Origin of the sequence: Citricoccus sp. GCM10030269 (assembly GCF_042665635.1) — a bacterium.
Lineage (GTDB): Bacteria > Actinomycetota > Actinomycetes > Actinomycetales > Micrococcaceae > Citricoccus.
Genome location: NZ_JBHTCV010000005.1, coordinates 844,509 through 863,918, shown reverse-complemented (window position 1 = coordinate 863,918; position 19,410 = coordinate 844,509). Strand labels below are relative to the sequence as shown.

Sequence of the window (19,410 nt, the reverse complement as noted above, 5' to 3'; positions counted from 1 at the left end):
GCCCGATGAGAACCAAACTCAGCGTCGTCGCCATCGCCGCCCTCATGGTGGTGTTCGCCATCCTTGCCATCTGGTCGGCCATCGGCTTCCTCCAGGCGCCTCAACTCGTGGCCAAGGTTCTCGGGGTCGCGGTGCTGGGCATCGTCGCCGTCGGGCTGTGGACGCTGTGGCGCGAGGTGCGGTTCGGCCTCGCCATGGAGAAGCTGGGCCGCACCCTCGAATCCGAAGGGGGCCTGCCAGAGGATGACTTGCCGCGCACTCCGGCCGGACGCATCGACCGGACCGCGGCCGACGCCCAGTTCCAGGTCTTCCGGGCCGAAGCGGAGGCCGCCCCGGATGACTGGCGCTCCTGGTACCGCCTGTCCCTGGGGTATGACGCCTCAGGGGACCGCAGTCGTGCTCGCCGGGCCATGCGGGACGCGATCCGCCTCCACGCTGATAGCACCCGCTAGGGCCGCGGTCCCGCCACCGTCGTCGAGACCTGGGACAGTAGCCACTCGAGCGGGCCCTTCCACCCGAAGCCGCGCCAGACCGTTCCCGCCACGAGGCAGCCCACCCAGTAAGCGATGAGCAGCCCGAGCCCAGGCCAATCGGCGGTCGCAGATTCGGTAACGTCCAAGGCCACCAGATGACCCACATACAGGGTCAGCGGCATGGCACCGGCCCCGATGAGCGGCATCAGGGGCATGAACTGCCGGGCGAGCAGGCCTCGCCCGAGCTGGCACAGCATCAGGCACACCCCCAGCACCATCGCCGAGGTCCCACAGGTGAGCAGTAGGTCCAGGGGTGCACCGGAGTGGGGCGTGGCCAGCGTGAACCACACGGGCAGGTGCTGGATCGACTCGGTGCTGATCGAGTCACCGGTCAGCAGTTCCGCCTCCAGCGCGCTCGAAGCGGTGCCCGTCCCGGAGGCGATGGTGGTCAGCACGCCGGGCATGGACTGCAGGCCGCGGGAAACGAAGAACGCGACGGCGGCCAATGCGGCGCCGCCAACGGCCAGGAGACCGGCCACGGAGGACCTGTTCAGCCGGAGCCGTCCCAGAAACAGGCCGAACAGCAGATACCCGAGCCACTGCAGCACGGGGTAATAGCCGGTGAACAGCAGGTCCCAGGCCAGCAGGCCCGGTTTGGTGAGCAGGTCCAGGACGTTCGGGTTGGACCACAGTCGCCAGTCGTTCACATAGGTGCTCGCGCCGACGGCGGACTGCATCCTTCCGGACAGCAGGCTCGCCACCACGGGGGAGAGGGCGATCCAGCCGACGGCCCACACGCCCAGGGAACGCGCTCCGAGTCGCAGGAACGGCAGCGCGAACAGAAAGAGCAGGGCGTACTGAGCCAGGATCACGGCCACATTCATGTCCAAAAACCCGCACCCGAGCCCGACGACGAACAACAGCACCGCTCGAACGGCCACCTGGCGCCGGTCCCACCCGAGCGCGGGACCCTGATGCGGTGCCCGGCGAGACCCCGCCCCGCCAGTCAGCAACGCCAGTCCGACGCCGGCCAGGGTGGCGAAGAGAGCGGAGGACTTGCCGGCGAACACCAGTCCGACGACGGTCGGTTCCGTCCCGTTGTCGGCGACCAGGGCGAGGATGTGGGTGGCGATCATCCCCAGCAGGGCGATCCCGCGAGCGGCGTCGACTCCGGCGATACGGCGCTGAGTGTTCACCGGTCCGGCCATGGATCACTCCCCGCGTTGATTGCCGCCTGTCAGTACGTCCGCAGCTCATTGTCGCAGGTAGGCTGGACGCCATGATCGAGACCTCTGCTCCGCGCTCCGACGTCACTTTCGGCACCGTCGTCCCGGCCATGGTGACGCCGTTCACGGAAGACGGCAGCCTGGACTTGGACGCCGCCCAGAAGCTCGCCACTCACCTCGTCGACGAGGGGGCTGACGGACTGGTCGTCACGGGCACCACCGGAGAGACCTCCACGCTCCTGGACGAGGAGAACGTGGCCATGTTCGAGGCCGTCGTCGAGGCCGTCGGTGACCGAGCGAAGGTCATCGCCGGCACGGGAATGAATGACACCGGGCACTCGGTGCACCTGTCCCAGATGGCGGCGAAGACCGGCGTCGACGGTCTGCTGCTGGTCACGCCGTACTACAACAAGCCGAACCAGGCCGGGATCAAGGCGCACTTCGAGACCATCGCCTCGTCCACCGACCTGCCGGTGATGCTGTACGACATCCCGGGCCGCTCGGCCATGCCGATCCATCCGGAGACCATCATCGCTCTGGCGGAGCATCCGAACATCGTGGCGCTCAAGGATGCCAAGTCGGATTTCCAGTCCACCACGCTCGTGGCCGCCCGGACCGATCTGGACATCTACTCGGGTGAGGACGGGCTGACCATGCCGCTGATGTCTCTCGGGGCCGTCGGCGTCGTCTCCGTGACCGCCCACGTGGCGCCCGGACTCTACCGGCGCCTGGTCGATGCCATGCACGCCGGGGACCTGGCCACGGCGCGGGCCCTGCACTTCGAGCTGGATCCCTACCAGCGGGCGGTGATGACCCATATCCAGGGCGCGGTCTCCGTCAAGACGATTCTCCAGTGGCAGGGCATCCTGCCGACCTCGGTGGTCCGGCTGCCGCTGGTGCAAGCCACCGAGGACGAACAGACCATCATCCGTGCCGACCTCGCGGAGGCCGGACTCTCCTGGTAGAAGGGACCCCGAACCATGGCCTCAGGCGTTCGCCTGTCCACCCCGCCCGAACTCCGGCCCGGCACCTGCCGGGTCGTGCCGCTCGGCGGCATCGGCGAGGTCGGCCGCAATATGACCGTCTTCGAGTTGGACGGCAAGATCCTCATCGTCGATTGCGGAGTGCTGTTCCCGGAGGAGTACCAACCCGGTGTGGACCTGATCCTGCCGGACTTCAGCTACCTTGAGGACCGACTCGACGACGTCGTCGGGCTGGTCCTCACCCACGGTCACGAGGACCACATCGGCGCCGTTCCGTATCTGCTGCGGATGAAGCCGGACATCCCGCTAATCGGTTCCACCCTCACCCTGGCGCTGATCGAGGCCAAGCTCGAAGAACACCGCATCCGCCCGCTGACCCTGGCCGTCACCGAGGGGGATACCGAGCAGCTCGGGCCTTTCGAGTGCGAGTTCGTGGCGGTCAACCACTCCATCCCGGATGCGCTCGCGGTCGCCATCAAGACCGAGGCCGGCACCATCCTGCACACCGGCGACTTCAAGATGGACCAGTTGCCGCTCGATGGCCGCATCACGGACCTGCGGGCGTTCGCTCGACTGGGTGAGGAAGGGGTGGACCTCTTCCTCACCGACTCCACCAACGCCGAGGTCCCCGGTTTCACCACCACGGAGAAGGAGATCGGGCCGGTCCTGGAGGGGCTGTTCGCCCGGGCGAAGAAGCGGGTCATCGTGGCCTCCTTCGCCTCGCATGTGCACCGCATCCAGCAGGTGTTGGACGCCGCGGCACTGCACGGACGCAAGGTCTGCTTCGTGGGCCGCTCCATGGTGCGCAACATGGGGATCGCCGCCAAGCTGGGGTACTTGGACGTTCCGGAGGGCATTCTCGTGGACCTCAAGCAGGTCGACCAGTTGCCGGATCATCAGGTGGTCCTGATGTGTACCGGTTCCCAGGGGGAGCCGATGGCGGCCCTGTCCCGGATGGCCAACGGGGACCACCGGATTCAGCTCGATTCCGGCGACCTCGTCGTCCTGGCGTCCTCGCTCATCCCCGGCAATGAGACCTCGGTGTTCCGAGTGGTCAACGGACTCATGAAGCTCGGCACCGAGGTGGTGCACAAGGGGATGGCCAAGGTGCACGTCTCCGGTCACGCCTCCGAGGGAGAGCTGCTCTACTGCTACAACATCGTCAAACCGACGCACGTCATGCCGGTCCACGGCGAGACCCGTCACCTCATCGCCAACGGCAGGATCGCGGAGTCCACCGGGGTGCCCAGCAGCAATGTCCTGCTCACCGAGGACGGCTCCGTGGTGGATCTCCAGGACGGCGTCGCGCGGGTGAGCGGCCAGATCGAGTGCGGCTACGTCTACGTGGACGGATCCTCGATCGGTGAGATCACCGACGCCGACCTCAAGGACCGCCGCACGCTCGGCGAGGAGGGCTTCATCTCCATCATCTCCGTGGTCAACCGGCAGACGGGGACCATCGTCTCCGGGCCCGACATCCATGCCCGGGGCGTGGCCGAGGACGATGCGGTGTTCGACGAGGTCAAACCGCGGATCGCCCGCGCCCTGGAGGAAGCCGTGCAGTCCAACGCCGACCACACCACGCACCAGTTGCAGCAGGTCGTCCGCCGCGTGATCGGCACGTGGGTCAACCGCAAACTGCGCCGCCGCCCGATGATCGTTCCGGTGGTCCTGGAGGCGTGAGCGCAGCAGCCGACTGAGCGGTTCCCTGTGTTGGTCCGGGCCAGCGGGACCCGCGGACGGTACCGTACGTAGCATGGCGACCCGTACTTCCCCGACGCGTTCGCAGTCCACCAGGTCCTCGACCTCCACGGCCCGCAAGGGCACGGGATCCAAAGCCGATACCTCGACTGCGCGCAAACGAACCGCGCCCGAGCCTCCCCCGGAGCCGCAGGGCAACCTGCTCGTGCGCGCCCTGCGCGGCTTCTGGATGGCCATGGCCATTCCGGTCGGGGCCGGTGTGCGCAAGATCGGCCGGGACGCCAAGATCGATCCGGAAGACCGCCGTGACGGCACCGGATTCTTCCTCGTGGTCCTGGCGATGGTCATCGGATCGGTGGAATGGTGGGGCCTGCGCGGCACGCCGGGCTACGGTACGGTGGTCCACCACGTGGCCGCCGGCACGCTCGGCTGGGCCGCCCTGCTGTTCCCGGTCGTGCTGCTGGTCATGGCCGTCCGCTACTTCCGAACTCCACAGGAACACCGGGACAACGGCCGCATCTCCATCGGTCTGCTGGTGATGACGGTGGGAGTGACCGGCATCGCCCACCTGGTCGCCGGAGTGCCCACCGTCGCTGACTCCTTCGAGAACCTGCTCTCCGGCGGTGGCATGGTCGGTTACCTGACCACCAGCCCGTTGGCTTCGCTGCTGACCCCGTGGCCGGTGTGGGCGCTGATGATCGTCCTGGTGATCTTCGGCCTGCTGATCGTCACCGCCACGCCGGTGGGGCAGATCCCGCAGCGCACCAAGGACGCCTATGCCTGGCTCACCGGCCAGCCCGACGGCGACGCCCGCACCGCTGAGTCGCGCGCCGCCGACTCCCGGGCCACCGATTCCCGCCGTACCGATTCCCGCGCCGACCGCGACGGTGAATCGGCGCACGATCAGTCCTACCTCACGGAGCACGAGCGCGCTCACAAGAAGCGCAAGGGCATCCGGCTGTTCGGTCGCGATGACAAGCCACAGCGTGACGGCGAGCGAGACGGCGAGCGTGACGGCGGTAAGGACGCCACCGCAGCGGCGTATGACACGGCCGTCATCGACGACGTCGACACCGACTCGGCAGGCTCCACCGAGACGGCCGAGACGGAGGCTGCCGACCCCGCCGTCCCGCCGGGCGTGAAGCGCCCGACTGCCGGGGAACTGGCCATCGCCCGCGCCAAGGAGGCGGCCGGCGTCGGGAAGGACGATGCTTCCTCCGCTGCCGGACCGGCCACCGAGCCGATCGGCACGGTGCCTCCGCCGGTGCAGTCCAATCCCGTCGCCAAACCGGCCGACCTTCCGCCGATGCCGGCGCGGTCGGAGCAGTTGCACCTGGGTGGGGACATCACCTACACGCTGCCCGACTCGAGTCTGCTGCCGGCCGGTCCGCCGCCGAAGGAACGCACCGAGGCCAATGACGCCGTCGTCGCGGCCCTGACCTCGACCCTGCAGCAGTTCAAGGTGGACGCCGAGGTCACCGGATTCTCGCGTGGCCCGACCGTCACGCGCTATGAGATCGAGCTTGCGCCGGGCACCAAGGTGGAGAAGGTCACGGCGCTGTCCAAGAACATCTCCTACGCGGTGGCGTCCTCGGATGTGCGCATCCTCTCGCCGATCCCCGGCAAGTCCGCCATCGGCATCGAGATCCCGAACGCGGACAAGGAGGTCGTGGCGCTCGGTGACGTGCTGCGGTCCAACGCCGCCCGCAAGACCGACCACCCGATGGTGATGGGCGTCGGTAAGGACGTCGAGGGCGGCTACGTTATGGCCAACCTCGCGAAGATGCCGCACATGCTTGTGGCCGGTGCCACCGGCGCCGGTAAGTCCTCCTTCGTGAACTCGATGATCACCTCGATCCTGATGCGCGCCACCCCGGACGAGGTGCGCATGGTCATGGTGGACCCGAAGCGCGTGGAGCTGACAGCCTACGAGGGGGTTCCGCACCTCGTCACGCCGATCATCACCAGCCCGAAAAAGGCCGCCGAGGCGCTCCAGTGGGTCGTGCGCGAGATGGACACCCGCTATGACGATCTCGCCGCCTTCGGGTACAAACACGTGGACGATTTCAACAAGGCCATCCGGGCCGGCAAGGTCAATCTGCCGCCGGATTCCAGGCGGGTGCTCAAGCCGTACCCGTACCTGCTGGTGATCGTGGACGAGCTCGCCGACCTGATGCTCGTCGCACCGCGCGACGTGGAGGACGCGATCGTCCGGATCACCCAGCTCGCCCGCGCCGCCGGCATCCACCTGGTGCTGGCCACCCAGCGTCCCTCGGTGGACGTCGTCACGGGTCTGATCAAGGCCAATGTGCCCTCGCGCATGGCCTTCTCGACGTCCTCCGTCACCGACTCCCGCGTGGTCCTCGACCAGCCCGGAGCCGAGAAGCTGCTCGGCCAGGGTGACGCTCTCTTCCTGCCGATGGGCAAGTCGAAGCCGATGCGTGTGCAGGGCACCTGGGTCAACGAGTCCGAGATCCACGCGGTCGTCGAACACGTCAAGAGCCAGATGACCGCCCAGTATCGCGACGACGTGGTGCCGGAGAAGACCGAGAAGGTCATCGATGAGGACATCGGCGACGATATGGACCTGCTGTTGCAGGCCACCGAACTCGTGGTCACCACCCAGTTCGGCTCGACGTCGATGCTGCAGCGCAAGCTGCGCGTGGGTTTCGCCAAGGCCGGACGGCTCATGGACCTGATGGAATCCCGTGGCGTGGTCGGTCCCTCCGAAGGATCGAAGGCCCGCGATGTGCTGGTCCGGCCGGACGACCTGGCTGCGCTGCTCAGCACGATCCGTGGGGATACCCCCGCACCGGCGGCACCGAGTGACAACGCCCCCGAAGCCTATGCCGAAGAGGTCGTGCATTCCGACGCCGACGTCACGGACACCATGGGCACGATCCCGCCGCGGACCGGTCAGGCGCCCTCCGATCAGGAACTCGTCCGGGGCTCGCTGCCGGAGGAGGACGATCGCGGGGAGTACGGCCGCGACCTGGTCGCCGATGACCTGGGCTCGAGAGACGCTGCCGAACAGTGGCACGACGGTCTCGAGGAGGCCGAAGATGATGACGGCTCCGAGGACGCCTGGAAGCTCACCGGCCGTTAAGCTCCGTAGACTGACGAAATGACCACGGAACCCGGCTCCGAGAGCCTCGGCCACCAGGCCTCGAACTGGAACCTGCCGAACGTTCTGACGACCGTCAGGATCCTGTTGGTCCCGTTCTTCATCTGGGCTCTCGTGGCCGGCGGCCTGTGGGGATCGGACGCCGTCGGGCTCCGGTGGACGGCCTTCGCGCTGTTCGCCGTGGCGATGTACACGGACAAGCTCGACGGCGACATCGCCCGTTCCCGGGGACTGGTCACCAGCTTCGGCAAGATCGCCGACCCCATTGCGGACAAGTTCCTGACGGGCGCGGCATTCATCGTGCTCTCCGTCCTCGGTGAGCTCTGGTGGTGGGTGACCGTCCTGATCCTGGTCCGCGAGTGGGGGATCACCCTGCTGCGTCTGGTGGTGCTGCGGTACGGCGTGATGCCGGCCTCCCGCGGCGGAAAGCTCAAGACCGTCCTGCAGGCCGCGGCCTTGCTCTGGCTGCTGGCGCCGTTGAATACGGTGTTCGCGGCCGCGTACGGGCAGCTCTTCGGTCAGGCCTGGCTGTGGGCCGGGTGGGCGCTGATGGCCGCGGCCTTGGTGGTCACCCTGGTCACCGGTGTGGACTATGTGGTCAAGGCCGTCCGCTTGCGGCGTGACGGGCAGGTTCAGTCCGGCGAGAGGGGTCAGTCGTGAGCGACGAGGACCTGCCGGCCGCCGTCGTCCGGGCCCTCCTGGAACGGCGACTGACGATCGCCACCGCCGAATCGCTGACGGCGGGGCTGCTGGCCGCCACGATCGCCGATGTCCCGGGAGCCTCCGGAACGCTCCAGGGCGGGATCGTGGCGTACCAGAACCACCTCAAGCAAGACCTGCTGGCGGTTGATCCAGCGCGGCTGTCCAGCCATGGGGCCGTGGATCCGGAGGTGGCGGGCCAGATGGCCGTGGGCGCCCGGCAGGCCACGGGGGCGGACGTGGGGATCTCCACCACCGGCGTCGCCGGACCGCAGCCTCACCAGGGTCACCCGGTCGGGACGGTCTACGTGGGACTGGCCGGACTGGACTCGGCCGCATCGGAGGCCGGTTCGGTGCTGCGGCTGCACCTCAGCGGTGACCGGAAGGCGATCCGGCGGGACACCGTGCGGGCCGCCCTGGCGGAGGTTCTGAAACGCCTTCGATAAGGGTGGGAAGGAATCTTGCCATCGGGTCCGGGGAAGTCGGTAGGCTAGAAGCACGTCGCGCCGATAGCTGGGAATCGGCTGGCAATCCGGTCCATTCGCGGGCGTCCCGGGAACAAAAATCCTCCCGAGGACCGTTGTACCGGACAGCTGGCCAATCGGTCAGATGAGCTTTTCCCGGACTCACACAGGAGAGACCAGTAGACATGATGAAGCATCCGGTGACCATCAACGGCATCACCCGTTGGATGGAGGCCGGTGAACACGTCCCTACCGACACCATCGAGACCAAGGAGCACGCCGTGCCAGTCCTTCGCCAGGAAATCGGAGACGTCCTGCGTGATGTTCGGCAGCGCCAGCGCCGGACGCTCCGTGAAGTGTCCCACCATGCGCGCGTCTCCCTGGGCTACCTGTCCGAGGTCGAGCGCGGACAGAAGGAAGCATCCTCCGAACTGCTGTCCTCGATCTGCAGCGCCCTGAACGTCCCGATGTCCCTCATGCTTCGCGAGGTGTCGGACCGCGTTGCCCTCCAGGAGGGTGTGCACATCCCGGACACGGTGCCGGTCGATTTGGAGAACTCCTACTCGCACGACCCGCACGAGGGTCTGGGCTCGTCGATTCCGGACGAGGTCCCGGACGACTTCGGCCAGCTGGCCGGAAGCCACTGACCTCACCTCGTTCATCGATGCGCCCAGGGCCGCAGACCGAAAGGTCTGTGGCCCTGGGCCGATCTTGGAGTGACACATGAAGATCAGCGATTTCCGACGGCTGATGAATGAGGAGTTCGGTGCGGCCAACGCCGGTGTGATCGCCTCCTCGCTGGTCCTGCCGACCCTCCTCACCACCGCCGACCAGGCCATCGACGCCGGCGTGGATCCCAAGCGCGTGTGGCTGGACGTCTGCGACCTCCAGGACGTTCCCGAGGAGCGCAGGCTGGGCCGGGACATCCCACCGGCAAGACACGCCGATCATGATGTCTTCGAAAACATCTTCGAATAGCGATAAGCTCCTACACAGGACGTCGCCCGGGCCTGTCTCGGGCGTGTCATCCACAATAGAAGCGGCGTGCCGCTATCTCGTCCGGACCACCCAGTAGGTTCGTCAGCAGTACAAGGGAACGGCCCGCAAGCCGCCCACCACCAGCACACGTAGGGGTGAATCATGGCGCCAGCCACTGACCGCGAGAAGGCACTGGAAGCCGCAATGGCCCAGATCGACAAGCAGTACGGCAAGGGATCGGTGATGCGGCTGGGGGATGAGGTCCGCGCTCCCACGCAGGTGATCCCCACCGGGTCTGTGGGCCTGGACGTGGCCCTGGGAACCGGCGGTCTGCCGCGCGGCCGCGTCGTGGAGATCTATGGCCCCGAGTCCTCCGGCAAGACCACCGTGGCCTTGCACGCCGTCGCCAATGCCCAGCGTGAAGGCGGCATCGCGGCCTTCATCGACGCCGAGCACGCGCTGGATCCGGACTACGCCAAGAAGCTCGGTGTGGACACGGACGCGCTGTTGGTGTCCCAGCCGGACACCGGTGAGCAGGCCCTGGAGATCATGGACATGCTCGTCGGTTCGGGCTCGCTGGACATCGTGGTCATCGACTCCGTCGCGGCATTGGTGCCGCGGGCCGAGATCGAAGGCGAAATGGGAGACAGTCACGTCGGCCTGCAGGCTCGACTGATGTCCCAGGCGCTGCGCAAAATCACGGGACGGCTGTCCCAGTCCAAGACCACGGCCATCTTCATCAACCAGCTGCGCGAGAAGATCGGTGTGTTCTTCGGCAGCCCGGAGACCACCAGCGGTGGCAAGGCGCTCAAGTTCTACGCCTCCGTCCGGATCGACGTGCGCCGGATCGAGACGCTGAAGGAAGGCGGCAATCCGGTCGGCAACCGGACCCGCGCTAAGATCGTGAAGAACAAGATGGCTCCGCCGTTCAAACAGGCCGAGTTCGACATCATCTACGGCGAGGGGATCTCCCGTCAGGGCAGCCTCATCGACATGGGTGTGGAAGAGGGCATCGTCAAGAAGTCCGGCGCCTGGTTCACCTATGACGGCGACCAGCTGGGTCAGGGCAAGGAGAACGCCCGCCGGTTCCTCAAGGACAACCCGGATCTGGCCGACGAGATCGAAACCCGCATTCTGGAGAAACTGGGCATCGGCGTGGTGCCTGAGGATGAGGCCGAGACCGGCGAACCACAACTGCGGGCGGTCTCAGGCAACTCCCCGGCGTGATGGCCGCCCGCCATCTCCGCGCGGTACCGGATGTTCCCGGGCACCTCGCGGAGGACCCCGAGCCGGCTGCTGTGGAAGTGGCGCGGACGATCGTGCTGCGCCAGCTCGCTGCCTCGCCGAAGTCGCGCAAGCAACTCGAGGACACCCTGCGCGAACGGGATGTGCCCGAGGACGTCGCGACGGCGGTGCTGGACCGTCTCGAGGACGTCAACCTGGTGAATGACGCCGCGTACGCCGAGACCTTCGTCCGGACTCGCCACCGCACCAAGGGCCTGGCTCGTGGTGCCCTGCGCCGCGAACTGCAGCAGAAGGGCGTCAGTGGCGAGGCCGCTGAACAGGCGTTGGCCGAGATCAGTGAAGACAGCGAACGTGCGGCCGCTGCTGAGCTGGTCGAGCGGAAGATCCGCGGCCGCGCTGTTCCGTCCGGCAGCTCTCCTGAGGACCGCGCCGAACGCGAGAAGCATGTGCGGCGGCTGGCCGGCATGCTGGCGCGCAAGGGTTATCCTCCGGGGATGGCCATTGGCGTGGTGAAAGAGGTCATCGGTGCCGTCGAGGAGGCCGACGGTCCGGCGGATGATATCGAGGACGTCGACGACTAGAATGCTTCGGTGACTGCGACCGCTCAGACCCCCGGCGAACGGACCTACCACGTCCGCACGTACGGCTGCCAGATGAACGTGCACGACTCCGAGCGCATCTCCGGCCTGCTGGAGTCGTCCGGATACGTCCCCGCCGAGCCGAGTGCCGAGCCCGACCTGGTGGTGTTCAACACCTGTGCCGTCCGCGAGAACGCAGACAATCGGCTCTACGGCAATCTGGGCAACCTGCGCGCCGTCAAGGATCGCCATCCCGGAATGCAGATCGCCGTCGGCGGCTGTCTGGCGCAGAAGGACCAGGCGACGATCGTGGAGAAGGCCCCCTGGGTCGACGTCGTGTTCGGAACCCACAACATCGGTTCACTGCCGGTGCTGTTGGAGCGCTCTCGCCACAATCAACAGGCCGAGCTGGAGATCCTGGAGTCCCTGGAGACCTTCCCGTCCACCCTCCCGACCAAGCGGGACTCGCCGTACTCGGGCTGGGTCTCCATCTCGGTGGGCTGCAACAACACATGCACTTTCTGCATCGTGCCGTCACTGCGCGGCAAGGAGAAGGACCGTCGGCCCGGAGACATCCTGGCCGAGATTCAGGCCCTGGTGGACACCGGAGTCGTGGAAGTCACGCTGCTGGGACAGAACGTGAACACCTACGGTGTCGAGTTCGGCGACCGCGGCGCCTTCGCCAAGCTGCTGCGTGCATGCGGATCCATCGAGGGCCTGGAGCGGGTGCGGTTCACCAGCCCCCACCCGGCGTCCTTCACCGACGACGTCATCGACGCGATGGCCGAGACGCCCAACGTGATGCCGCAACTGCACATGCCCTTGCAGTCCGGGTCGGACACCATTCTCAAGAGCATGCGCCGGTCCTACCGTTCGAAGAAGTTCCTGGGCATCCTGGAGCGCGTCCGGGAGCGTATGCAGCACGCGGCTGTCACCACGGACATCATTGTCGGCTTCCCGGGAGAGACCGAGCAGGATTTCCAGGACACCCTGGATGTGGTGGAGGCCTCCCGATTCGCCTCGGCATACACCTTCCAGTATTCGATTCGTCCCGGCACCCCCGCCGGTGAGATGGAGAACCAGATTCCGAAGACCGTCGTGCAAGAGCGCTTCGAGCGTCTGACCGCGCTGCAGGACCGGATCAGTGCCGAGGAGAGCACTCGCTTGAAGGGCACCAGGCAGGAGCTGTTGGTCACCGAGCAGTCCGGCAGCAAGGGCGCGGAAACGGGTCGGTTAGCGGGACGCGCGCCGGATCATCGGCTCGTGCACTTCAGCGTCCCCGCCGGTCAGGAGCAACCGCGGCCCGGAGACTTCGTCACCGTGACCGTCACCGAGACACATCCCTATCACCTGGTGGCCGATCCGGCGCCCGAGGACTATCGACTGCGGCGCTCTCGTGCCGGGGACGCCTGGGACCTCGCCCAGGCTGAATCCTGTGGCACCTCCGCCGGCTCCGGGGTCAGTCTCGGCATGCCGTCCCTGCGGGCTACGTGACCGAGGCCGACCAGCGGCCGGTCATCGCCGTCGTCGGGCCCACAGGGACGGGAAAGTCGGACCTGGCCGTCGAACTCGCCGAGCGCCTGGACGGGGAGATCGTCAACACCGATGCCCTGCAGTTCTACCGTGGGATGGACATCGGCACCGCCAAGCTGCCGGTCGATCAGCGGCGCGGGATCCCACACCACCTGCTCGACATCCTCGAGGTGACCGAGGAGGCCTCCGTGGCGCGGTTCCAGGCCGAGGCCCACGCCACGATCGCCGATCTTCAGTCCCGCGGGAAGCTTCCGGTGCTCGTGGGCGGCTCGGGACTGTACGTCCGGGCGGCCGTGGACGAGCTCGAGTTCCCGCCCACGGACCCGGCCGTCCGGCGCCGCTTTGAAACCCTGGCCGACGAGCTGGGCGTCGAGGGCCTGCGCGAGCGGCTCCGGGCGGTCGACCCTGCCAGCGCCGAGCGTCTGGGGGACACTCGCCGTCTGGTCCGGGCGCTGGAGGTCTACGAGCTCACCGGCCGGACCTTCGCCTCCTACCTTCCGCAGCGGAGCTATCTGCGGCCCACGGTCCAGATCGGGCTCGACCTGGACCGGGCACAACTCCACGAGCGGCTTCGCACGCGGGTCGAGACCATGGAGCGCGCCGGTCTGCTCCAGGAGGTCCGCGCGTTGGACGCGGTCGGACTGCGCCGCGGCAAGACCGCTTCCCGGGCCATCGGCTACGCCCAGTTCCTCCGGGTCCTGGACGGGGAGGTGGACGTGGAGCGGGCCAGGGAGAACACCGTCACGGCCACCCGCCGTTTCGCCCGGCGTCAGCTCACCTGGTTCCGTGCCGACCCGCGGGTCACCTGGTTTGACCCCACGAAGCCCGGTGTGACCGAGGATGTGCTGGCTCACCTGGAGAGATCTTCTCCGCCTAGACTGTCACCATGACCGCGCCGATCGCCCAGGACCCCGACCGCCTGCGGACCGCCTTCGACCAGCTGTCCGGACTCACCTTGACCAAAGGTCACGGCACCGGCAATGATTTCGTGCTCGTCCACGATCCCGACGGTTCCACGGAGCTCTCCCCGGACCACGTTGAGGCGCTCTGCGATCGGCACTTCGGTCTCGGTGCCGATGGACTGATCCGGGTCGTGGAGTCCACGCACCTCATCGAAGGCCGAGATCTGCTCGCCGATCACCCCGAGGCCACCTGGTTCATGGACTACCGCAACGCCGATGGTTCCGTCGCCGAGATGTGTGGCAATGGGGTCCGTGTCTTCGTGCACTACCTCGTCCAGCGCGGACTCGTCTCGCTGGCCGAGGGAGAATCCCTCACCATCGGGACCCGGGCCGGCCTCCGGACGGTCACCCGCTTCGACGGCGGCTACGCGACGGACATGGGCCCGTGGAGCTACATCGATCCCGAACTCGCTCTCGAGCGGGCCTCGGACTCCCTCGTGCTGACCGCCGGGCTGACGGACCCGCGGCCGGGGCTGAGCCTGTCGATGGGCAATCCCCACACCGTGGTCGCTCTCTCCGAGGCCGCGGACCTGGAGAACCTGGACCTGACCAGACAGCCCAATGTGGACCCCGTCCCGCCGAACGGCACCAACGTGGAATTCGTGGTGGCCGCCGACCCGCTGTTCCTGGACGGAGTCGGCCGCCTGGACATGCGCGTGCACGAACGCGGAGTGGGGGAGACGATGGCCTGTGGTACCGGCGCCTGTGCCGCGGCCACTGCCGTGCGCATCTGGTCCGGCCAGGATCAGGCGCTGACGTGGCAGGTCGGTCTGCCCGGGGGGACCGTCGGCGTGGACTTCGTCCCTCAGCCGGACGGATCGGAGCGCGTGGTCCTGTCCGGGCCGGCCGAGCTGGTCGCCGACGTCACGGTGTTGTGAGGTTCTCTGCGATCGTCAGAGGGTTCGCTGAACCCGCAGGATCCGAAACCCCTTCTCGGTGCCGAATCGCGATGCCGTGAACGCGCCGGGATGACGCTCCTCGAGGGCCTTCTCGATCCAGGGAAGCAGGGAGTCGGCCCCCAGGTTCTTCTGCACCACCAGGTAGGCCTCTCCACCCGGAACCAACCGCGGCAGCCAGGTGAGCAACAGGGCATGCAGCGCCTCCTTGCCCACGCGGATCGGCGGGTTGGACCAGATCAGATCGAAGGTGCGCTCCGGCGGCACCTCCTCCGGACGCTGCACGGAGATATGGCGGAGCTCCAGCCGAGCGGCGTTGTCCCGGCACAGCCGGGCGGCACGGTCGTTGACCTCAACGGCCGTGATCTCCGCTTCTGGAGACAACAGTCCCAAGGTCAGGGCCAATGGCCCCCAGCCGCAACCGATGTCCAGAAACGCGCCCGACGACGGCGGCTCCGGGACCGTGCGCAACATGGCCGCGGTGCCCTTGTCCACCCCGTCGGGAGAGAAGATGCTCGGAGCGGTCTCGACGGTCACCGAGCGCCCGGCCAACGTGACCTCGAGCCGGCGTCGTTGTTCGGGACCGGCCGGTTCGGCCGAGAAGTAGTGCGGGGAATCGCGTGCAGAGTCCATCACCGCTCGATGCTACCGGGATTCGGTGCCCACTCGACTTGACACGAGCCCTATACTGGTTTGCATGTGGATTTTCCTGCGCTGATTCGCGCTATGGACTGCGCTTCCCCGCTAGCGGGTTGATGGCGCGTCTGTCTCATTTCATCCTTTTCCGGGCCACCGCCCGACTCCAGTCTCTTGTCAGCCTGTGGGCCGCTTCGTCGGCCGTCGTCGGCGTTCCCGACCACCGACTACCCTAGAGAACACGCCTCTTCCAAGGAGACCATGACCGAGAACTCCCACGAAAACGCCGCCGGACCGGACGAGAATCAGATCCAGGACGTCATCGACCGGATCCTGGCTGCCGATGCGGCCAGCCCTCGTACCACCGGCACCACCGCCACCTCCGGCCGAGCACTGGCGCTCGCAAACGGCGGCGACGGACACACGGACGCCGACGGCGACCAATTCGAACTGGCCGAACGCCAGGCCCTGCGACGCATCAACGGTCTGTCCACCGAGCTGGAGGACATGTCCGAGGTCGAGTACCGGCAGCTGCGCCTCGAACGCGTCGTGCTGGCGGGCATCTGGACCGAGGGCACTGTCGAGGATGCCGAGAACTCCCTGCGCGAACTCGCGGCGCTCGCCGAGACCGCGGGTTCCGAGGTGCTCGACGGTGTCATCCAGCGTCGCCAGAATCCCGACCCCGCCACGTTCCTCGGCAAGGGCAAAGCCGAGGAACTGCGGGACATCGTCGCCGTGACGGGCGCGGACACCGTGATCGTCGACTCCGAGTTGGCTCCCTCCCAGCGTCGTTCCCTGGAGGACGTCGTCCGGGTCAAGGTCATCGACCGGACCGCCCTGATCCTGGACATCTTCGCGCAGCACGCCACCTCACGTGAGGGCCGGGCCCAAGTGGAGCTCGCCCAGCTCGAGTACCTGTTGCCACGTCTGCGTGGTTGGGGTGACTCGATGTCCCGTCAGGCCGGCGGTCGCGCCGCCGGAGGTGAGGGCATCGGCTCGCGCGGTCCCGGTGAGACCAAGATCGAGCTGGACCGGCGCCGCATCCGGACCCGGATGGCCAAACTGCGGCGGGAAATCGCCGCGATGAAGCCGGCCCGCGAGACCAAGCGGGCGAACCGCCGTCGTCACCGGGTGCCGTCCGTGGCCATCGCCGGGTACACCAACGCGGGGAAGTCCTCGCTGCTCAACCGGCTCGTGCACGCTGGAGTCCTTGTGGAGAACGCCCTGTTCGCCACCTTGGACCCGACCGTGCGCAAGTCCGCCACTCCGGACGGTATCGGCTACACCCTCTCCGACACCGTGGGCTTCGTGCGGTCGCTGCCGACGCACTTGGTGGAGGCCTTCCGCTCCACCCTCGAAGAGGTGGCCGATGCCGATGTGATCCTGCACGTCGTCGACGCCGCCCACCCGGATCCCGAGGGGCAGCTGGCCGCGGTGCGGACCGTGCTGGCGGACGTCGATGCTCGTCAGATCCCCGAGATCGTGGTGCTGAACAAGGCCGACGCCGCCGACCCCGTGGTCTTGGCCCGGCTGCGCCAACGCGAACCGCGTTCCGTGGTGGTCTCGGCCCGGACCGGCGAGGGCATCGAGGAACTGCAGCAAGCCATCGCGGACGCCATTCCTCGACCGAATGTGGCCCTGGATCTGCTGATCCCGTTCACTCACGGTGAGGTGGTCTCGAGGCTGCATTCACCCGACGCGGACATCATCTCCGAAAGCTATGAAGCCGAGGGAACGCGTCTGCGAGTGCTGGTGCGGGAGGACATCGCCGACGACCTGCGCCGGTTCGCCGTCCGTGAGTCCGCTGGCGGACAGGAGCGCGCCGAAGCATGACGGAGACGGTCCAGGACGTCGCCGTCGCCGAGCCCCGCACCGACGGCGAACGGGAGGCCCTGCGCCTGCTGGACGCCGCCGTCGAGGCCACCGGCGGTCAGCACCGCGAAGGTCAGCGGCGCATGGTCGTCGAGGTGATGCGCTCCCTCGAAACGGGCCACCACCTGCTCGTCCAGGCCGGCACCGGCACCGGCAAGTCGTTGGCCTACCTGATCCCGGCGCTGCAGCACGCCCTCGAGGCCGACCAGCCCGTGGTCGTGGCCACCGCGACGCTCGCCCTGCAGGCGCAGATCATGCGGCGGGACGCGCCGAAACTGTTGACGGCCTTGGAGAACGAGCTGCCCCGAGAGATGTCCGTCGCGCTGGTCAAGGGGCGCTCGAACTATCTGTGCAAGCACAAGATCGAGGGCGGCTTCCCGGAGGAGGACGGTCAGACGCTGTTCGGTCTGGCCGACGACGGCGACGTCCTGTCCGCCGGTGACAGCGGCCCGAGCAGTCCGCTGGGCCGCGAAGTCCTGCGTCTGCGCAGCTGGGCGGAGGAGACCGACACCGGAGACCGGGACGACTTGGACCCGGGTGTCACCGACCGCGCCTGGCGCCAGGTCTCGGTCTCCGCCGTCGACTGTCTGGGCGCCCAGAAGTGCCCGATGGCCGCAGAGTGCTTCTCGGAGAAGGCTCGTAGCCAGGCCGGTGAGGCCGACGTGGTGGTGACCAATCACGCCATGCTGGCCATCAGCGCCTTCGAGGGACTGGCCGTGCTGCCCGAGTATGACGCCGTGGTGGTGGACGAGGCCCATGAGCTCCAAGACCGGGTGACCGGAGCCGTGACCGGACAACTGTCCGGTGGCATCGTCCAGGCAGCGGCGGCCTCGGCCCGGAAACACACGGCCATCGCCGTTGAGCCGTTGATGCAGGCCGGTGTGGCCCTGGACGCCGCGTTCACCGCCACACCGACCGGGCTGGTACCGCGAGGCCCGGACGAGGTGCAGCAGAACGCTCTGCGTGCCGTGCGGGACGCGGCCCGGCAGGGACTGAGTGATTCCAAACCCAGCGGGGGCTCCTCGGACTCCGGCGCCGACGGCGGCCGCCAGATGGCGCGTTCCCGCATGCAGGAGGTCCTCGACGTCGCCGAGCGGATGCTGGACGCCGTGCCGGAGACCTCACACCCGGAGGTGCTGTGGGCCTCTCGTCCCGGCCATTTCGAGCCCGGGACCGGATGGGTGCCCGGGGACGAGTCGGCTGCCCCGGTGCTCTATGTGGCTCCCTTGTCCGTGGCGGGGAAGCTCCGCGAAGGACTCTTCGGTCAGGCGACCGCCGTCTTGACCTCCGCAACCCTCGCGATCGGCGAATCATTCAACCCGGTGGCTGGGTCCCTCGGTCTGCTCGGTGACGGCGCGCCACGGTGGACCGCCATCGACGTCGGCAGCCCCTTCGACTATCCGCGGCAAGGAGTCCTCTACGTGGCCCGCCACTTGCCGAAGCCGGGGCGCTTCGCCGCGCCGGAGAGCTACGACGAACTCGAGGCCCTCTTGAGCGCCTCCGGTGGCGGCGCGCTGTGCCTGTTCTCCTCCAAACGTGCCGCCGAGGATGCGGCGGCCGAGATGCGCACGCGTCTGGGCCCGAAGCCGACCATCCTGTGTCAGGGGGACACCACCCTCAGCGCCTTGGTGCGGCAGTTCGCCGAGGAGAGGGACACCTGCCTGTTCGGGACGATGAGCCTGTGGCAGGGAGTCGACGTGCCGGGCGACGCGTGTCGCCTGGTGGTCATCGACCGGATTCCGTTTCCGCGGCCCGACGATCCGCTGGCCACGGCGCGGTCCCGTGACATCAGCCGTCACGGTGGAAACGGATTCATGGCCGTCTCGGCCACTCACGCCGCCGTCCGCCTGGCCCAGGGAGCCGGCCGGCTCATTCGGACCGGAACCGACCGCGGTGTGGTTGCCGTGCTGGACTCCCGGCTGGCGAGTGAACGGTACGGTTCGTTCCTGCGTTCGACCCTGCCCGAGTTCTGGCCGACCACCGATCCCGCCGTGGTGCGCGGGGTGCTGTCACGACTCCACAAGGCCGGCGACTGACGCC

The 19,410-nt window shown here is 67.7% G+C and carries 17 protein-coding genes; 15 read left to right on the top strand and 2 right to left on the bottom strand.

Annotated features, from left to right (window positions below; genetic code table 11):
* Positions 1-5: 5 nt before the first annotated feature.
* Entirely contained in the window at positions 6-452 is a 447-nt protein-coding gene (locus ACFQQD_RS11120; RefSeq protein WP_378089269.1) for a hypothetical protein, read from the top strand.
* On the opposite strand, the gene ACFQQD_RS11115 is transcribed toward ACFQQD_RS11120, so the two are convergent.
* Positions 449-1,681: a heparan-alpha-glucosaminide N-acetyltransferase domain-containing protein gene (locus ACFQQD_RS11115; protein ID WP_378089267.1), complete on the bottom strand. Its 1,233-nt coding sequence runs from the start codon at positions 1,679-1,681 to the stop codon at positions 449-451. The two genes, ACFQQD_RS11120 and ACFQQD_RS11115, sit on opposite strands and share 4 nt — an antisense overlap.
* Positions 1,682-1,752: 71 nt before the next feature.
* On the opposite strand from ACFQQD_RS11115, the gene dapA reads away from it, so the two are divergent.
* From dapA to dapF, 12 genes are all read left to right on the top strand, one after another.
* Entirely contained in the window at positions 1,753-2,664 is a 912-nt protein-coding gene (dapA, locus tag ACFQQD_RS11110) for a 4-hydroxy-tetrahydrodipicolinate synthase (protein ID WP_378089265.1), read from the top strand.
* Between the two features lie 15 nt (positions 2,665-2,679).
* Positions 2,680-4,365, top strand: coding sequence for a ribonuclease J (locus tag ACFQQD_RS11105; protein WP_378089263.1), 1,686 nt, complete (start codon positions 2,680-2,682; stop codon positions 4,363-4,365).
* 73 nt (positions 4,366-4,438) lie between these two features.
* Positions 4,439-7,489 carry a DNA translocase FtsK 4TM domain-containing protein gene (locus ACFQQD_RS11100; RefSeq protein ID WP_378089261.1) on the top strand — a complete coding sequence of 1,017 codons (3,051 nt, stop codon included), beginning with the start codon at positions 4,439-4,441 and terminating at the stop codon, positions 7,487-7,489.
* A gap of 18 nt (positions 7,490-7,507) precedes the next feature.
* A complete protein-coding gene (pgsA, locus tag ACFQQD_RS11095; protein WP_378089259.1) occupies positions 7,508-8,167 on the top strand; it encodes a CDP-diacylglycerol--glycerol-3-phosphate 3-phosphatidyltransferase in 660 nt (219 codons plus the stop codon).
* Positions 8,164-8,652, top strand: a complete 489-nt coding sequence (locus ACFQQD_RS11090) for a CinA family protein (RefSeq protein ID WP_378089257.1) — start codon at positions 8,164-8,166, stop codon at positions 8,650-8,652. Before pgsA ends, ACFQQD_RS11090 begins: the two co-directional genes overlap by 4 nt.
* A 203-nt stretch (positions 8,653-8,855) precedes the next feature.
* Entirely contained in the window at positions 8,856-9,317 is a 462-nt protein-coding gene (locus tag ACFQQD_RS11085; protein WP_378089255.1) for a helix-turn-helix domain-containing protein, read from the top strand.
* Between the two features lie 76 nt (positions 9,318-9,393).
* Complete coding sequence (locus ACFQQD_RS11080) at positions 9,394-9,648, top strand: DUF3046 domain-containing protein (protein ID WP_378089253.1); 255 nt, start codon at positions 9,394-9,396, stop codon at positions 9,646-9,648.
* A gap of 162 nt (positions 9,649-9,810) precedes the next feature.
* Positions 9,811-10,875, top strand: a complete 1,065-nt coding sequence (gene recA, locus ACFQQD_RS11075) for a recombinase RecA (RefSeq protein ID WP_378089251.1) — start codon at positions 9,811-9,813, stop codon at positions 10,873-10,875.
* The gene (locus tag ACFQQD_RS11070; protein WP_378089249.1) at positions 10,875-11,474 is read left to right on the top strand and encodes a regulatory protein RecX; all 600 of its coding nucleotides are present in this window, start codon (positions 10,875-10,877) and stop codon (positions 11,472-11,474) included. The genes recA and ACFQQD_RS11070 overlap by 1 nt, the downstream gene beginning before the upstream one ends.
* Positions 11,475-11,483: 9 nt before the next feature.
* Positions 11,484-12,965, top strand: a complete 1,482-nt coding sequence (gene miaB, locus ACFQQD_RS11065; protein ID WP_378089247.1) for a tRNA (N6-isopentenyl adenosine(37)-C2)-methylthiotransferase MiaB — start codon at positions 11,484-11,486, stop codon at positions 12,963-12,965.
* The gene (gene miaA, locus ACFQQD_RS11060; RefSeq protein ID WP_378089245.1) at positions 12,962-13,894 is read left to right on the top strand and encodes a tRNA (adenosine(37)-N6)-dimethylallyltransferase MiaA; all 933 of its coding nucleotides are present in this window, start codon (positions 12,962-12,964) and stop codon (positions 13,892-13,894) included. Before miaB ends, miaA begins: the two co-directional genes overlap by 4 nt.
* A complete protein-coding gene (dapF, locus tag ACFQQD_RS11055) occupies positions 13,891-14,844 on the top strand; it encodes a diaminopimelate epimerase (protein WP_378089242.1) in 954 nt (317 codons plus the stop codon). Before miaA ends, dapF begins: the two co-directional genes overlap by 4 nt.
* 15 nt (positions 14,845-14,859) lie before the next feature.
* On the opposite strand, the gene ACFQQD_RS11050 is transcribed toward dapF, so the two are convergent.
* Positions 14,860-15,495, bottom strand: a complete 636-nt coding sequence (locus ACFQQD_RS11050) for a class I SAM-dependent methyltransferase (RefSeq protein ID WP_378090106.1) — start codon at positions 15,493-15,495, stop codon at positions 14,860-14,862.
* A gap of 264 nt (positions 15,496-15,759) precedes the next feature.
* Here ACFQQD_RS11050 and hflX point away from each other — a divergent pair, with 264 nt between their 5' ends.
* Positions 15,760-17,331, top strand: coding sequence for a GTPase HflX (hflX, locus tag ACFQQD_RS11045; protein ID WP_378089240.1), 1,572 nt, complete (start codon positions 15,760-15,762; stop codon positions 17,329-17,331).
* Positions 17,328-19,406 (top strand): ATP-dependent DNA helicase, encoded by a 2,079-nt coding sequence (locus tag ACFQQD_RS11040; protein ID WP_378089238.1) that lies wholly within the window; start codon positions 17,328-17,330, stop codon positions 19,404-19,406. Before hflX ends, ACFQQD_RS11040 begins: the two co-directional genes overlap by 4 nt.
* The last annotated feature ends 4 nt before the right edge of the window (positions 19,407-19,410 follow it).

Excerpts from the sequence above, each read along its gene's own strand:
- hflX (WP_378089240.1), top strand. The coding sequence starts at position 15,760 with ATGACCGAGAACTCCCACGAAAACGCCGCCGGACCGGACGAGAATCAG.
- ACFQQD_RS11120 (WP_378089269.1), top strand. The coding sequence starts at position 6 with ATGAGAACCAAACTCAGCGTCGTCGCCATCGCCGCCCTCATGGTGGTG.
- dapA (WP_378089265.1), top strand. The coding sequence starts at position 1,753 with ATGATCGAGACCTCTGCTCCGCGCTCCGACGTCACTTTCGGCACCGTC.
- pgsA (WP_378089259.1), top strand. The coding sequence starts at position 7,508 with ATGACCACGGAACCCGGCTCCGAGAGCCTCGGCCACCAGGCCTCGAAC.
- dapF (WP_378089242.1), top strand. The coding sequence starts at position 13,891 with ATGACCGCGCCGATCGCCCAGGACCCCGACCGCCTGCGGACCGCCTTC.
- ACFQQD_RS11070 (WP_378089249.1), top strand. The coding sequence starts at position 10,875 with ATGGCCGCCCGCCATCTCCGCGCGGTACCGGATGTTCCCGGGCACCTC.
- ACFQQD_RS11105 (WP_378089263.1), top strand. The coding sequence starts at position 2,680 with ATGGCCTCAGGCGTTCGCCTGTCCACCCCGCCCGAACTCCGGCCCGGC.
- ACFQQD_RS11080 (WP_378089253.1), top strand. The coding sequence starts at position 9,394 with ATGAAGATCAGCGATTTCCGACGGCTGATGAATGAGGAGTTCGGTGCG.
- ACFQQD_RS11100 (WP_378089261.1), top strand. The coding sequence starts at position 4,439 with ATGGCGACCCGTACTTCCCCGACGCGTTCGCAGTCCACCAGGTCCTCG.
- ACFQQD_RS11040 (WP_378089238.1), top strand. The coding sequence starts at position 17,328 with ATGACGGAGACGGTCCAGGACGTCGCCGTCGCCGAGCCCCGCACCGAC.
- recA (WP_378089251.1), top strand. The coding sequence starts at position 9,811 with ATGGCGCCAGCCACTGACCGCGAGAAGGCACTGGAAGCCGCAATGGCC.
- ACFQQD_RS11050 (WP_378090106.1), bottom strand. The coding sequence starts at position 15,495 with ATGGACTCTGCACGCGATTCCCCGCACTACTTCTCGGCCGAACCGGCC.
- ACFQQD_RS11115 (WP_378089267.1), bottom strand. The coding sequence starts at position 1,681 with ATGGCCGGACCGGTGAACACTCAGCGCCGTATCGCCGGAGTCGACGCC.
- ACFQQD_RS11085 (WP_378089255.1), top strand. The coding sequence starts at position 8,856 with ATGATGAAGCATCCGGTGACCATCAACGGCATCACCCGTTGGATGGAG.